Source organism: Cognatiyoonia koreensis, from assembly GCF_900109295.1.
Lineage (GTDB): Bacteria > Pseudomonadota > Alphaproteobacteria > Rhodobacterales > Rhodobacteraceae > Cognatiyoonia > Cognatiyoonia koreensis.
In genome coordinates this window covers 24141-36769 of the sequence record NZ_FOIZ01000001.1, presented here as the reverse complement: position 1 = coordinate 36769, position 12629 = coordinate 24141, and the positions used below count along the sequence as shown (strand labels likewise).

Below are 12629 nucleotides of genomic sequence, written 5' to 3'. Positions count from 1 at the left end.
AGATAGGGCGGTTCAACGCGGCCTATCACGGTTTCAGTCGACGACTGTACACAAATAAATTCGTTTCGATGGAACCTTGATCGCTATCCGAAGTTTCTCAGTCAGAAACGCTCAATCGAGCGTGATCAATTCGCAAACTGGAGAATCATAATGAAACGTTTTCTCGCAACTGCCGCGACAGCGCTGGTCCTTGGGACCACAGCCTACGCCGACGGCCACACCGCTGCATTCTTGGACATGACGTTCGATGAAGCGGTCAATCTTAACGCATCCGAGCTGATCGGCATGCGTGTTTACGCCACTGAAGCGGACATCAACAACGAAACAACTGTTGCTGCCGACGGTGAAACCGAATGGGACGATATTGGCGAGATCAATGAGATCGTGCTCAACCGTGATGGTACAGTACAATCGGTCATCGTTGGTGTTGGTGGCTTCCTCGGTGTAGGCGAGCGTGATGTCGCAATCGACATGTCCCAGCTCAAGTTCGTGAACGAAGACGGAGATACTGGCGATTTCTTCCTCGTCGTTAGCGCAAGCGTCGCTGGCGTAGAAGAGGCACCTGAGTATGCCTACGATCGTCAGGACCGTGCTGCCATGGAAACGGACGCTCCGATGGATCGGCCAATGCTGACAGCTCCTGCAGTTGAACGTGACGGCTACCAGACTGCGACTGTGCAGGATTTCACCACAGAAGACCTGACCGGTGCGCGCGTTTACGGCCCCGGCGATGAAGATGTCGGCGAAATCAGCCAGCTTCTGCTGTCCGATGATGGTGAGCTTGAGCGCGCCGTCATCGACGTAGGCGGCTTTCTCGGTCTCGGTGAGCGCCCTGTCGCGGTAACATTTGATGAACTTCAGATCGTCCGGACAGAAGACGGAAGCGATGTGCGTGTTTACATCGACAGCTCGCAAGAAGCGCTTGAGCAACAGCCAGAATACGAAGGCTAAATTGCTCAGCTGACTGAAGGCTTTTTACCTTTGGTCAAATAGCTAGGAGATGCGTCCAAAGCTTCAGTCAGAAGCCTTGGGCGCATCTTTCATTTTTGGCGAACCACTGTCTGCTGGCAAATGGTGACCTGTGCGGCTCCAATGAAACGCGGACGTGTGGCGCAGCACAGAAAAAGCACGATAGGCGCTATCCGCTACACATCACTCTTTCGCTTTGATCATGCTTCTGAAAGCGATGGGCGCGCCATTCCGGGCCCTCGAAAAAAAGGTTAAATCGCTGCGGCGCAGCTTATTACGCTTTGTCAATTTGGTACCGTCGGCCGATACAGGCACCAAGACAAAATCAGCACATGCAAAGAATTGTTGAACCATGCCCAAAACCATTCGACCAGCAAAGCCTGATGACATACCGCATTTGATCAAGCTCCTGATGCTGGATGCGCATGAGCGGCACGAAAAGAATGAAAATCTCTGGAAAATTGCAGACGATGCGCCAGAGCAAATCGAAAAATCATTGAAATTTGCACTGACCGCTGAACAGCAACCTTTCAAACAGTTCTGGCTGGTTTCCGTTGACGGAGATCAGATTACCGGCGTTGCGCATGCAATGATGTTGCCAGTGCCGCCGATCTATGCGGGATCTTTCGGTGAGCCGGGATTGATCCTTCCCGACTGTTTCGCAGCGCCTGATGCGCCAAGCGGAACTGTCCCATCTTTGCTGGCCGCAGCCGAGAATGCGCTTCACCAAGCCGGTGCACGTGTCACACTGACTTCCACCGTGGCAGGAGAAGACTGGCGGACCGTGTCCGAGGCGATGGGCTACAAACCCCTCACGCTTTATCTTTCGTGCACTGTTCTTGGCGAGGGGGACAGACCCGCCGGTGTTCGGCTCGCAACAGAAGACGATGTTCCGGGCATAGTCATGCGGAGCGCCGAGAACCGGGAGGTTCTTTTCGACATCGATCCCTTCTGGGAAATCCACCCCGAGGCCGATCAACGATTCTCAGCGTGGATGGCGCGTAGCCTAACCCTGCCGGATCGCGACATGATGGTTATGGGGTCACCCGATAATATTGCGGGATATGTGATCGCGCAGCCCGCCTCGCGACTGCATTTTCCCCCGGCCCATGACATCACGGGCACGGGTGTAATTGATGACTTTTACCACGCTGAACTGGCCAACCCAACTGCGCTTGGTCAAGGCAGCGTTGGTGCGAGTGCGCTTTTGCAGGCAGCTGAGTCCGCGTTTGCCAACCGCGGCATGGGTGCCGCATTCGTCGTGTGTCCGGCGGGATGGACATCCAAGATCGAATTACTGAAGGCTGCGGGTTACGAGACTGCGATGGTTTGGTCCATTAGAAGATAGGACGTCCTGTGCATTGCCACCGGGGCAATCAGCAGAATTCAATAGAATGGGCTTTCGTCAGTCTCTTTTCATCTCAGCATGGCTCATCTGAACTGTCACCCACAGTCGCTCGCTTCAGTTTGTAAACCTCCGCATCGCTTTGATCGTTCGCAGGGACGTGACTCAAACTCACAGCGAAAGCTCTAAGGTAAATAAAACAGACCCCGCACCCGTAGGTTGGAGCCTGCCTTTGTTGAAATGGCCGATGACCGGCAACTTCGCCAGTTCGTGAGCAATCAGCGCTTTTTGCGCAGCCGACCCACTAGCCCGAGCGACGCCAGAGCAAAGCCAACCAGCGGAAGACTTGCAGGGAGTGGCACGGTGGAAACTTCAGTTTCAAATACAATGTTGTCAAAGGTGCTAGACCCGCCAGACAACAATGAATTGTCATCATCAATATTCAGCAGAAAGCTGGCAATGCCTGTTCCGGCGATCGCGATTGTCAGTTCTGAATTCGAACGCAGTACGCCGGATGTCGTGATTTCATTGCCGTCAACGTCAAATCCAAGCAATTCAAAGATATCCAAATCGCCGCCGGAGTCGCCAACGACAAGGCTCAAAGACGATACGGTAAACCCGTCAAAAGAGCCGCCAAAAGTGCTTCCGCGTTCATTCGTAACCGAAGGTGCCGCGCCAAAAGGTGGGTTCGCTTGGCGGGCGATATTGCCGCTTTGTGCTGGACCAGGTGCTCCGAAAAACGGTCCGGTACCAACTTGGATCGGTCTGTCGAAGATCAGCCCTGAAATACCTGTCCCTCTGGAACCGCCAGTACCATAATTTATCGACGGGTCATTCGGACCGTAGAACCCCGTCGTGCCCTCAAAGTCGATTGTGATTGTTGCAGCGCTAGCGGGTGCCGCCAAGGTCGTAATCGCCAAAGCGATAGCCGTCTTGCCAAAAAAATTCATGTTTTCCATTCCCTGTTTGTGCGCTCATACCACGCCTTTACCTATAAGGAACGCTGCAAGTGGGTTAAGAGTTTCAACAAACTGAAAAAATAGTTGTCCAGCAGCATCGACGCGTGACTAAAACGTGTCCGACACGACAAGAATATCGGTCGTTCCAAAGACCCGGCCAGACGGAGAGCCCGTTATTGATCCACCTACCGGCTCTTCGCTGACACCAAGTGTCAGGACGCTATTCACCGCGGCAATGGTTGGCGGGAGATCAAGTCGCACGCTATCGCCCTCGGGCCATAATCCAACGGATATCGCGGGTTCGTCTGGACCATGTGCCCAGACCTGGAGGATCCGTCCTTCTGGTGCAGCACCGCGTGTCTTGGTCAAGATGACTTGGTCCGTGGACTTATCCACCACCGCGATGACCCGGAAATCGGCAGCATCCGAAACAATCTCAGCGGCGAAGAGCGGCCCTGCATTGTCACGCTCCGGTGTCAATAACATGACGCCAAGTGCAAGAAACCCGACAGCACAAATCGCGCTCAGCATTTGCCAGACACCGACACGCTGCCAAATGGACACGGGGACATCTTCGGGGAACAAGGCTGCAAACAGTGCCTTCTTCGACGCTTGATTCGGTTGCTCCGGGATGATCTCATCCACGAGCTGAGAAAGCTGAATTTCCCAATACGCAACACGCTGCGCAAACCGTCGGTCATTTCTGATGCGTTGTTGCAATTCTTTCAAATCGTTCTCGTCAAGCAATCGTAGAACAAATTCGGCAGCTAGCATATCTTCATCATGGTTCTGGTCGTCTGTCATCGGGACATACACTCCCTTAGATTGGCGAGCCCGCGTCGCAACCACGTACGCATTGTATTGAGGGGTATATTGAAACGCGCCGACAGGTCTTTGTAGGTCTCGCCGTCCAGATAGGCACCCTTGATGGCATCACGGCGATCTGTTTCGAGTTCGTCGAGACATCCCATGATGCGCTTTACCTCAGAGGAGGCCACTGCCGATTGTTCGGGAGTGGGTCCCGTTGCGGCAAAATGGTGGATGTAGTCATCAATGTCTTGCGTCGGCTTTTGCTTGCGCAAGCGATCAATCGCCGAATTGCGCGCAATCGCAATCAGCCACGACATCGGCGAATAGGACGTTACATTGTAGCGCCCGGCATTCTTCCATATCTTCACGTAAGCGTCTTGCATCGCGTCCTCTGCAACGTCCCTTTGCTTAAGAACACGCAGACAGACTGAAAAAAGTTTCCCGGATGTCGCATCATACAGCCGCGAAAACGCTTCACGGTCCCCCATGGAAATTTGAGATATCAATCTTTCAATCTCTGACAATTCCATCGGTTGATGAACTCCTACCCAAGCGTGCGCCTGTCGCATCTGCGTTCACTAAGGAGCGCAATTCCTGCATTTGCAAGCCGAACACGCGCTGCAAAAAATAAATCACGCCGTCTGAAACTTTGCACCCGTCTGTCCCGTATCTCTTGGCATATGGCAGTCACAACGGCTGCCAGCACGAAATCGGAGAATCCTATGAAGACGCTTATTTCTGCCCTCGCACTTACTTTCGTCGGAACAGTCGCAGTTGCTGATGGGCACGCACCCACCCCGTCCGTTGAAGCTGTCAATCAATCAGTTTCAAATGGCATTGTCAGCGCCGAGATGGTTGTCGCCGCCGAAAACGGCTGGATGGTTGTTCACCGGACAGACACTGAAATGAAGCCCGGTCCTGTGGTGGGTTACGCGCCATTGCGCATGGGTGACAATGTCGATGTAGCGGCGATCCTGATGGAAGAAGTCAGCGCAGGCGACATGCTGATGCTGATGGTTCACGCTGAAACAGGTGGCATGAGCACGGGCGTATTCGAATATACGCTTGGTGCAACAGAAGATGGTCCTATCCGCGTTGACGGAGAACTCGTCATGGCAACTATCACTGCCGAGTAAAGCAACGCGCATCAATCGCTTGAAGGGACTTTGGTCAAACCAAAGTGAAAAATAAGGTCAGGACAGGACAGCTTCATTGATATCCGATCCTATCTGAAACGCATTTTCTCGCGATGACACAATTCGAAATCACTGCCGTATCCTACGTGGGTACGGCAGTGATCTTGTAAGAACATGCATGAGGCCGAGCGAACGACATCCTCCGCCAAGTCGCCATGACAGAATAAATCGCAAGACGCATACGAGGCTTGTCGCGCACCGCGAAGATGTGGGATGCAGGACTGTCACCTCAAGCGATACATTAAACGCCCGACAGATGTATGGGGCCGGACCACAGCAGTCCGATGCGGGACACCGCTTGTGCGCCCATACAAGGGGTCACGTCAGACATTCTGTAAATCTGCTGATTGCCACGGCATAGCCACCAACGTTACTGTTTGCAGCGAACGGACTAAGCAAGTGGCAATAAAAATGAGACTGTCCCACGCAACTGCGGGCGTTATTCTAGCCATCTCACCGAGTTCCCCGGTGTTGGCCCAATCAGAGTTTGAATCCCTACTGTGTGAGGCCGCAGAAACAGGTGCTGTCGTCGAGATCGTTTACGACGAAGATGCCAGTAAGGGTTGTCTGCCGCGACTTCTCGATGTTCATCAGGTCGCAATCGGGAACAACGGGCTTCTTTATTTGCACGGCTGGCAAACCCGTGGATGCACGAAAGGCAGGGACTATGAGTCTGAAAGAATTTTTCGCTTTGACAAAATTCAGTCAGTCGAAGTGATCGAAGGTGAGTTTGGTGAGCGGTCACAATCCGTCAAGGACGAAGGATGGGACGGCTGTATCGGCACAAACTGCTTCATTGAAGAAAATATATGCGAATAAGCTAGGATATCACGAGGTGTGTCGGATCAAGTGTTGGCAAACAGATCATGGGCTTTCCGCAAAGGATTGGACCAGTTGAGCTTCGTGCTTGCCCATAGATTCCCGGCAACTCCGTTATTGGACAGAATACCAAAAGCGGCTTTTCGTTCGGGGCAAATATGAAGCGAGCAAGACGATCCAGCCGTACCTCCATTATGAAACAGGAATCCCGGTTTCTGTTTGTCCATCGCCACTAAAAGCCAGCCATAGCACTGCGCTGTCGGGGTCAAGGCTCCGCCCGGCCCAAGTCCAAGAATTGGCAGCGTCGATTGGCAGATTGCCCGATCAAGTGCCGTTTCAGGGCCGTTCAGCGCCTGAAGAACCGCCATCGCAAAGCAAGCAAGATCGCGAGCGCTGGATCGCAGGCATCCTGCCGCTGCCAGGCTTTGAAAGGTCCAGGGTGGAACAGATTTGCCGTTGGGTGCTTTCGGTTTCGCAAAGCGGCGCTGCTGTCCACTGACCAGACGATCTGCGGTATCTTGCAATCCCATCGGGCCGGTCACTTTCTCGGCGAGAAGTTCGACAAATGGCTTTCCCTCCATCATGGCCATCGCCTCGCCCAACAGACCGACCCCTACATTCGAATAGACATGCCGGTTCTGACGTGGGGCAGCAATGCTGCGCCGGTTGTGAAGCCACGCCAGCAAATCGGATCGCGAAAACGTTGCATAGGGACCATCTGGCTGCTGTCGAAACAACGCTTTCCATAGCGGCATGAAGTAATTTGGCAGCCCGCTTGTGTGTGACGTCAGGCGCTCAGCGGTGATCCAGTCCGGCACGTCTTTCAGTGCGTCCGACATGTCGCGCAGCGGGGCCTTCGGATCTATCTTACCCTCTTCGACAAGCCTGCAAAGCAACACCGCTGTAAAGACTTTGGTGATCGAGGCGATCTCAAAAATCCAATCTTCACACGGGTCTTCGCAGATCGGCGCGCCACGGTTAAGGTATGTCACCTCCCCGTCGCCAAGCTGGAAAGCAACGACAGCGTGTCGCGGGCTCTCATAGGGTCGCATCATGGATTGAAGGTGCTTGGTTGTCGCGTTCATATCAAACACCTTCACTCCAGTGTCCCCGCGTTCAGAAATCTTCGGATGACAGCCAACGCGGCATTCGGATTGTCCCAGATGACATCGTGCCCAGCATCGGGAATAATGCTCAGCTCTGCCGCACTGAATAGGCTTAGATGGCTTTGTTGCAGTTGCTCTCCTGTCCAGTCGTTGCACGCTCCGGCCATCAGCAGAACCGGGCCAGAAAACCCAGCCGCTTTTGCTGTAAGCCGTTCCAGTTCAGTCTTTTCCGACTGGCCCCAGGTATCGCTGCTTAACCCACCAAATCGCCAGTGTGGTGCAGTGTAGCCATCGCCGCAATGATACGGGTTTTCGGGGTGGTCCGCAAAAACGCCAACCATATGCCCGATAAGGAAATCGTGCCGGGCCGCTTCATCCGGGCCACCAATATGCTGGGAACGCAACCCTGTGACGATCGCCTCCTTCCAATAGTTTGGGCCGGACAGATACCGCAGGCTTTCTGCTTGCCACGTTGCGTGCCCGTTCCGGTCAAGGTAGCCGGGTTCGATCAGCACTGCCGCCTGCACACTGTCTAGGCTCTGGCCCAGATAGGCCGTCGCCAGCATCGCGCCCCAAGAATGCCCGATCAAAGTGGGTGCCTCTTCTGAGGACAAGCGGTCAATAACCGCCGCAAGTTCATCAAGGTGGCCATCCAACGTCAGCATCTCGGCGGGCACGCGTTCGGACAACCCCGCGCCACGTTGGTCGTAGAACACAACACGATATTGATCAGAAAGCGCCTCAAGCGCCTGCAATGACCGAAAGTCGCCGCCCGGACCGCCGTGCAACACAATGATCGTTGGCGAACCTGCGGGCCCGTTTACTAACTTCAAGTGCAATTGGACGCCGGCCACGGTTTCAGATGGCAGGGACAGGTCATCTGTTACCAACCGGGCGACAGGATAGTCACCGCGCGTGGCAACAAAGGCTGCCATGATTGCCACAAGGACGCACCCGCACATGACGATAGCCCACTTCAGGATGCGTTTCATCGGGAACCTCGATCTTTCGCGACAAGGTCCAGAACGCGTAGCATCAACTTAATAGGGCGGCGTGAGGCGTCCGTTTGATTGAAAGTGCCGATCAGGTAGATATCCGGTTCAGGCGCATGGAAGGCGAAAGATCCGCTTGCCCCGGAATGCCCTATCATTTCCGGGGTGGCACGAAACAGCGTCATCCACCGGGGCAGTTTGATGCGCATCAAACCATAGCCGTACTGAAGCGGAAAAAAGAGCCGGTTCCATTGACGCATTTGCGCCGTGTTTTCTTGTTTGAAAAGCTGGCCCTGCATGAAAGCGCGTAGAAAGATCAGCATCTCGTCCAGCGTTGATATGATACCGCCGTCCGGTCCCATGCTGGTCAGGATCTGCGGAACGTTCAAAAGCGCGTCCCGATGATAAACCGGCAAACCGAAGTCGGTGCCTTGCAGCACCTGCGTGTCGTTCAGGCCAAGCGGTTCACAGATGCGGCTTTGCAGCGCCTGATCATAGGTCAGACCTGTCGCATATTCGATTACGGCCCCAAGCAGTTGGTAGTTGGTGTCAGAATAATATGACCTGCCGCTCTCGGGTGCTGCCTGCGGCGGTAGTGCCTGTGTCATCTGCAAGACATCATTCAGATCATAGCTGCGATCGTTGCCCTTTTTCAGGTCGGCTGCCAGATCGCTTTCATAATAATCCGCAAGACCGGAAGTCTGATGCAGCAACTGCCGAACAGTCAACAAAGGGCTATGATCCACACCCTTCACGACATGCAGGCCCGACATGTCGGTGTCGGCCAGGATGCTTTGCACGGACTGATCCAGCCTGATGCGTCCGTCATCGGTAAGTTGCATGATCAGCGCTGCAGTGAACATCTTGCTGATACTTGCGATCGGGAACCGCGTGTCGGATACCGCAGCACCCGAACCGCCCTTGAAATCAACTGCTCCATCGCCAGAGGCGACCCGCAGGATCAGCCCATGCGTGAACGCCTTTGCACATTCGGCATCGATCAAGGCTTGCAGATCTTGCGAAAGTGTCATCGCTTAACTCCTTCCCTGCGCTTGGGCCTAGGAGGGCGCGTACGTCGCCGCACCATCGCGCTTGAAAAGAAGCGCAAGACCAACCGCGATGAACCATGCAATCGCGCCAAGGCCGAAAACAGCGCCCGCAACATCGCCCAAAGGCGGTAGGATCGTCAGCAGCCCGCCAATACCCGTGAACAATCCAAGCGCGATGACAATCTTGCCAAAGGCGCGGTGTAACAGGCCAGCAAAGCTGACGCAGAGGATCCAAACCCCTCCGGCGATTTCGTTCCCGCCACCAAGGCCAAGTTCAACCGCATGAAGGATTTCCCAAGTCTGAACTGCCATTTCAAAGTCGGTCAGGGCCAGTATTGCCACCCGTTCCGTGGTCACGTTGGCAACCATTCCCGCGCCAAGAACCAGCGTCGTCCAGATCAGACCAAATGCCAGTGCAATGCTGCCCCAGTCTGGTGACTTGGATCTCAGCCGGCTTGCCAGTGCGACGACCAGCACGGCTAGCGCCAGTGCATTCACGATGTAAATCACAGTGTTCCACGTGATCATGAGCGCTTGGTTTTCAACCGTGAAGCGGACCGTGTCAGCGGCGTCGATGGCGCTCGTGCCATATCCTGAGTCCGCCAACACGGTGACGAGCAGAACAAAGCCAAAGATGTAGGTGGCCGCACAGGCCAAGGCCGCAAGGCCGCCAATTCGTTGCATTGTCATGATTTCTTCCTTTCCATTGCAAATTGATGAACGCGCGCCAACTGAGTTGCGGCGAGGGTGTTTTCAAAGTGATCCTTCAAGTGAGAACTGCCGTGTCGTGCCCCAACCATGTCGAGGGCGAGCGCACTTAGAAAAAAGCGGGCCGGCCCGTGGATGCGCCGTGGCGTGACAAGCGGTAAGATGCGCAAAGCAATCCGTCGCAAGACGTCGGGCAAAAAGGTAATTTGCGGGGCGGTTCCGATGCTGGCAAACGCCAGTTCCGCCAATTCCTTTTGGGTGAAGACGTCGGGCCCACCGATATCGAGCCACTCAATCTCTGCCGCCACCGCGTCTGCAGTAGAGGCCGCCAGATCCGCCCCGTCGATCGGGTTGATCTTTTTGCTGCCGTCGCCGAACAACCAGACCCGCCCGGACTGCGCCATCCTCAGAAAGTCGCCCATGTCCGAGAAGTATCCGGTCGGATAAATAATCGTGGATGCCACCATAGAACGCTCCAGTTCAGCCACAAAGGCGGATTTGGCTGCAACCATGGGCACCTGCGCCATATCAGAGGCACGGAGAACATGAATGAAAGCAAAGCGTTCCACTCCTGCCCCCTCTGCCTCGCGCAGCAGATTAAGGTTGGCCTGATAATCGACATCCCAATAATCCAGACCGTCCGCCTGCCGCGTAATACCGATGCAGGAAACGACCAGATCGACCCCGGCCATGACACCCTTGAGGGTGGCAGGCGCGGTGGCCTGCGCCTCGACAAGTTGATCTGCGGCGATGGGCGCAGCATTGACCGCTTTGCGAACAAGAGCGATCACATACCACCCGCGGCGTTGGTATTCCGCACAAAGGTAGCGCCCGAGGTAGCCGGTCGCACCGGCGATCAAGACACGTTTCATGGTGTAGATCCTTCCGTTGATCGGGTGTGTTGGGGTCTTGCTTGGAACATGGATATGCCCGGCTGATGGACAGGCCACTTGCACTTAGCTGCGTCCGTAATGCCCAAGTCTCGCAAAAGGTGATCCGGAATTTCATGGTGCGCGACCGGCACAGAACTTGCATCGCCGGTCAGCAACGCATGAAGCGCATGAAATCGTCGGGCGCGAAGGCGAAGAATCCCATGCATCGCCGTGCCCCTAACCGACGACCCTGTGGCCACGACCACGCAGGCATTCAAGAACAATGGACTTTCGCCGTTCGCTGACGTCCGCGGCACTGGAAACACCGCCAACCAGCGCGCCTGCAACAGCGCCACCCAATGCATCGCCACTTTCGGCTTCACCAAGTGCTGCACCCACGCCGGCACCCATAACGGTTGCCCCCAGCGTCTCCTCATCGAACTGGGTTTGATTGCGGGCAAGTGCCTGACAGTCAGCCAAGTCAGCCTGATAGGCAGGGGTTGGTGTCCCATCCAATATGGGCTGGTAGTTTGCTCCGCTATCCGCACAGGCCGCCATCAGGACTAGCGCAGCAGCGGAAAGTGAAAGTTGCGTTTTCATTGTCTGATCTTTCTCGTTTCAATCTCGAGAATGGAGATAGCCAGTCCTGAATGGTTGCGGCATGACCGCAGGCATCAACGAATTGACACTTCGTAACAGATTGTCGTCAGGCAGCCTGACTAAGGTAGGCCGTCGGGCTAAGCCCGGTCCACCGCTTGAAAGCGCGTACGAATGAGGAAGCTTCCGAAAATCCCAGAAGATAGGCGGTCTCGTTAACGGTGACCTTTTGACCGCCCAGATACTCCATCGCCATGCGTTGTCGGAGATCGTCGTGGACTTCAGCGAAGGTAATTCCTTCGTCCTTCAGGCGACGATACAGGGTCTGGCGGCTCATCGCGATGTCTTTGGCGACCTTGTCCATCGAGATCGTGCCTTCATGCAGTTTGGGCAGGATTTGCGCTTCGATCTGCGATCGGATGGTTTTGTCGGCCTGCAACTTTGCCAGCATTTCATCTGCATGGCGGGTGAAAACACCAAAGGCATATGCGTTTCCGGGCTCGAACTCGGTTTCGGGGCTGTCCCAGATCGGATCAATCTGCAGTGCATTTCGGCTGGCGTTGAATTGGACAGGTACACGAAACAGGTCTGGATATTGATCGACATGCGGTGGCGGCGGATAGGTCACCTCCATCCCGATCTCAAACGTTGAGTCAGGGAATGACTGACGAAATTCGCTGATAAACCGCGCAAACGATCCTTCAACACCTAGATAGTCCTCCGGTGGGACGACTAGATGGTCGACGATCCAAAGACCGGAATCTGTGTGCAACAACTCAAACCGGTCGGTAGCCGCGAGCAGGTTCACATCGGACATCAAATGCAGATAACGGTTCAGCTGTTCGATTGAGTGACCAAGCGACGCCGAGGTGTGGACGATCTGTCCAACAACCGACATGGTCTCAAGGCGCGACTCCAGCGTGTGCCGAAGCAGCAGGGCCGTGTCACCCGTTTGCTGGATCGCGGCACCGATCAAGGCATGATAGGCTGCCACCGGAATGCGGTTGTCCTGATCTGACAGATCATCCTGCGTAAGGCCGCTCTGATCTAGCAGGACGTCACGCTTTGCACCGCGCTCGCAGGCGTAATCCGCAAATGCTGCAGCGAAACCCGCCGCCATTGTCTGTTCTGTCACGATTGCCACCTCAATCCGCAGAGCTGATCACAGAATAAGTCCGGAACTCGGGCTTTTTCAAGCAAGGCGGAT

General features: G+C 55.0%; 14 protein-coding genes. 4 read left to right on the top strand and 10 right to left on the bottom strand.

Annotation, left to right across the window (positions count from 1 at the left end):
* Nucleotides 1-150: 150 nt before the first annotated feature.
* Both BMY44_RS00190 and BMY44_RS00185 read left to right on the top strand, forming a co-directional pair.
* The gene (locus tag BMY44_RS00190) at nucleotides 151-951 is read left to right on the top strand and encodes a PRC-barrel domain-containing protein (protein ID WP_089988801.1); all 801 of its coding nucleotides are present in this window, start codon (nucleotides 151-153) and stop codon (nucleotides 949-951) included.
* A 370-nt stretch (nucleotides 952-1321) separates the two neighbouring features.
* Nucleotides 1322-2317, top strand: a complete 996-nt coding sequence (locus tag BMY44_RS00185; RefSeq protein WP_089988798.1) for a GNAT family N-acetyltransferase — start codon at nucleotides 1322-1324, stop codon at nucleotides 2315-2317.
* Between the two features lie 275 nt (nucleotides 2318-2592).
* On the opposite strand, the gene BMY44_RS00180 is transcribed toward BMY44_RS00185, so the two are convergent.
* From BMY44_RS00180 to BMY44_RS00170, 3 genes are all read right to left on the bottom strand, one after another.
* Nucleotides 2593-3264, bottom strand: coding sequence for a VPLPA-CTERM sorting domain-containing protein (locus tag BMY44_RS00180; RefSeq protein ID WP_089988796.1), 672 nt, complete (start codon nucleotides 3262-3264; stop codon nucleotides 2593-2595).
* 117 nt (nucleotides 3265-3381) lie between these two features.
* The gene (locus tag BMY44_RS00175; protein WP_089988794.1) at nucleotides 3382-4077 is read right to left on the bottom strand and encodes an anti-sigma factor; all 696 of its coding nucleotides are present in this window, start codon (nucleotides 4075-4077) and stop codon (nucleotides 3382-3384) included.
* Nucleotides 4074-4571 (bottom strand): sigma-70 family RNA polymerase sigma factor, encoded by a 498-nt coding sequence (locus BMY44_RS00170; RefSeq protein WP_341349651.1) that lies wholly within the window; start codon nucleotides 4569-4571, stop codon nucleotides 4074-4076. Before BMY44_RS00170 ends, BMY44_RS00175 begins: the two co-directional genes overlap by 4 nt.
* A gap of 234 nt (nucleotides 4572-4805) precedes the next feature.
* Between BMY44_RS00170 and BMY44_RS00165 the strand changes: the two genes are divergently transcribed.
* Both BMY44_RS00165 and BMY44_RS00160 read left to right on the top strand, forming a co-directional pair.
* Nucleotides 4806-5219: a DUF7282 domain-containing protein gene (locus BMY44_RS00165; RefSeq protein WP_089994277.1), complete on the top strand. Its 414-nt coding sequence runs from the start codon at nucleotides 4806-4808 to the stop codon at nucleotides 5217-5219.
* A 459-nt stretch (nucleotides 5220-5678) separates the two neighbouring features.
* On the top strand, nucleotides 5679-6098 hold the full coding sequence (locus BMY44_RS00160; protein WP_242650441.1) for a WYL domain-containing protein: 420 nt from the start codon (nucleotides 5679-5681) through the stop codon (nucleotides 6096-6098).
* Between the two features lie 26 nt (nucleotides 6099-6124).
* On the opposite strand, the gene BMY44_RS00155 is transcribed toward BMY44_RS00160, so the two are convergent.
* The 7 genes from BMY44_RS00155 to BMY44_RS00125 all read right to left on the bottom strand — a co-directional run bounded on the left by BMY44_RS00155 (nucleotide 6125) and on the right by BMY44_RS00125 (nucleotide 12557).
* The gene (locus BMY44_RS00155) at nucleotides 6125-7183 is read right to left on the bottom strand and encodes a serine hydrolase domain-containing protein (RefSeq protein WP_131801545.1); all 1059 of its coding nucleotides are present in this window, start codon (nucleotides 7181-7183) and stop codon (nucleotides 6125-6127) included.
* Nucleotides 7184-7194: 11 nt separating this feature from the next.
* A complete protein-coding gene (locus tag BMY44_RS00150; protein ID WP_089988784.1) occupies nucleotides 7195-8196 on the bottom strand; it encodes an alpha/beta fold hydrolase in 1002 nt (333 codons plus the stop codon).
* Nucleotides 8193-9227: a serine hydrolase domain-containing protein gene (locus tag BMY44_RS00145; RefSeq protein ID WP_089988782.1), complete on the bottom strand. Its 1035-nt coding sequence runs from the start codon at nucleotides 9225-9227 to the stop codon at nucleotides 8193-8195. The genes BMY44_RS00150 and BMY44_RS00145 overlap by 4 nt, the downstream gene beginning before the upstream one ends.
* Before the next feature lie 27 nt (nucleotides 9228-9254).
* Entirely contained in the window at nucleotides 9255-9935 is a 681-nt protein-coding gene (locus BMY44_RS00140) for a DUF4386 family protein (protein ID WP_089988779.1), read from the bottom strand.
* Nucleotides 9932-10825: an SDR family oxidoreductase gene (locus BMY44_RS00135; protein ID WP_089988777.1), complete on the bottom strand. Its 894-nt coding sequence runs from the start codon at nucleotides 10823-10825 to the stop codon at nucleotides 9932-9934. The genes BMY44_RS00140 and BMY44_RS00135 overlap by 4 nt, the downstream gene beginning before the upstream one ends.
* A gap of 237 nt (nucleotides 10826-11062) precedes the next feature.
* Complete coding sequence (locus tag BMY44_RS00130; RefSeq protein ID WP_089988774.1) at nucleotides 11063-11425, bottom strand: glycine zipper family protein; 363 nt, start codon at nucleotides 11423-11425, stop codon at nucleotides 11063-11065.
* Nucleotides 11426-11531: 106 nt separating this feature from the next.
* Entirely contained in the window at nucleotides 11532-12557 is a 1026-nt protein-coding gene (locus BMY44_RS00125) for an AraC family transcriptional regulator (RefSeq protein ID WP_089994275.1), read from the bottom strand.
* Nucleotides 12558-12629 lie beyond the last annotated feature (72 nt).

What these genes read in the sequence shown, in the direction of transcription:
- BMY44_RS00180 (WP_089988796.1), bottom strand. Translation starts at nt 3,264, where the DNA reads ATGAATTTTTTTGGCAAGACGGCTATCGCTTTGGCGATTACGACCTTG.
- BMY44_RS00135 (WP_089988777.1), bottom strand. Translation starts at nt 10,825, where the DNA reads ATGAAACGTGTCTTGATCGCCGGTGCGACCGGCTACCTCGGGCGCTAC.
- BMY44_RS00155 (WP_131801545.1), bottom strand. Translation starts at nt 7,183, where the DNA reads ATGAACGCGACAACCAAGCACCTTCAATCCATGATGCGACCCTATGAG.
- BMY44_RS00185 (WP_089988798.1), top strand. Translation starts at nt 1,322, where the DNA reads ATGCCCAAAACCATTCGACCAGCAAAGCCTGATGACATACCGCATTTG.
- BMY44_RS00140 (WP_089988779.1), bottom strand. Translation starts at nt 9,935, where the DNA reads ATGACAATGCAACGAATTGGCGGCCTTGCGGCCTTGGCCTGTGCGGCC.
- BMY44_RS00190 (WP_089988801.1), top strand. Translation starts at nt 151, where the DNA reads ATGAAACGTTTTCTCGCAACTGCCGCGACAGCGCTGGTCCTTGGGACC.
- BMY44_RS00145 (WP_089988782.1), bottom strand. Translation starts at nt 9,227, where the DNA reads ATGACACTTTCGCAAGATCTGCAAGCCTTGATCGATGCCGAATGTGCA.
- BMY44_RS00150 (WP_089988784.1), bottom strand. Translation starts at nt 8,196, where the DNA reads ATGAAACGCATCCTGAAGTGGGCTATCGTCATGTGCGGGTGCGTCCTT.
- BMY44_RS00170 (WP_341349651.1), bottom strand. Translation starts at nt 4,571, where the DNA reads ATGGGGGACCGTGAAGCGTTTTCGCGGCTGTATGATGCGACATCCGGG.
- BMY44_RS00165 (WP_089994277.1), top strand. Translation starts at nt 4,806, where the DNA reads ATGAAGACGCTTATTTCTGCCCTCGCACTTACTTTCGTCGGAACAGTC.
- BMY44_RS00130 (WP_089988774.1), bottom strand. Translation starts at nt 11,425, where the DNA reads ATGAAAACGCAACTTTCACTTTCCGCTGCTGCGCTAGTCCTGATGGCG.
- BMY44_RS00175 (WP_089988794.1), bottom strand. Translation starts at nt 4,077, where the DNA reads ATGACAGACGACCAGAACCATGATGAAGATATGCTAGCTGCCGAATTT.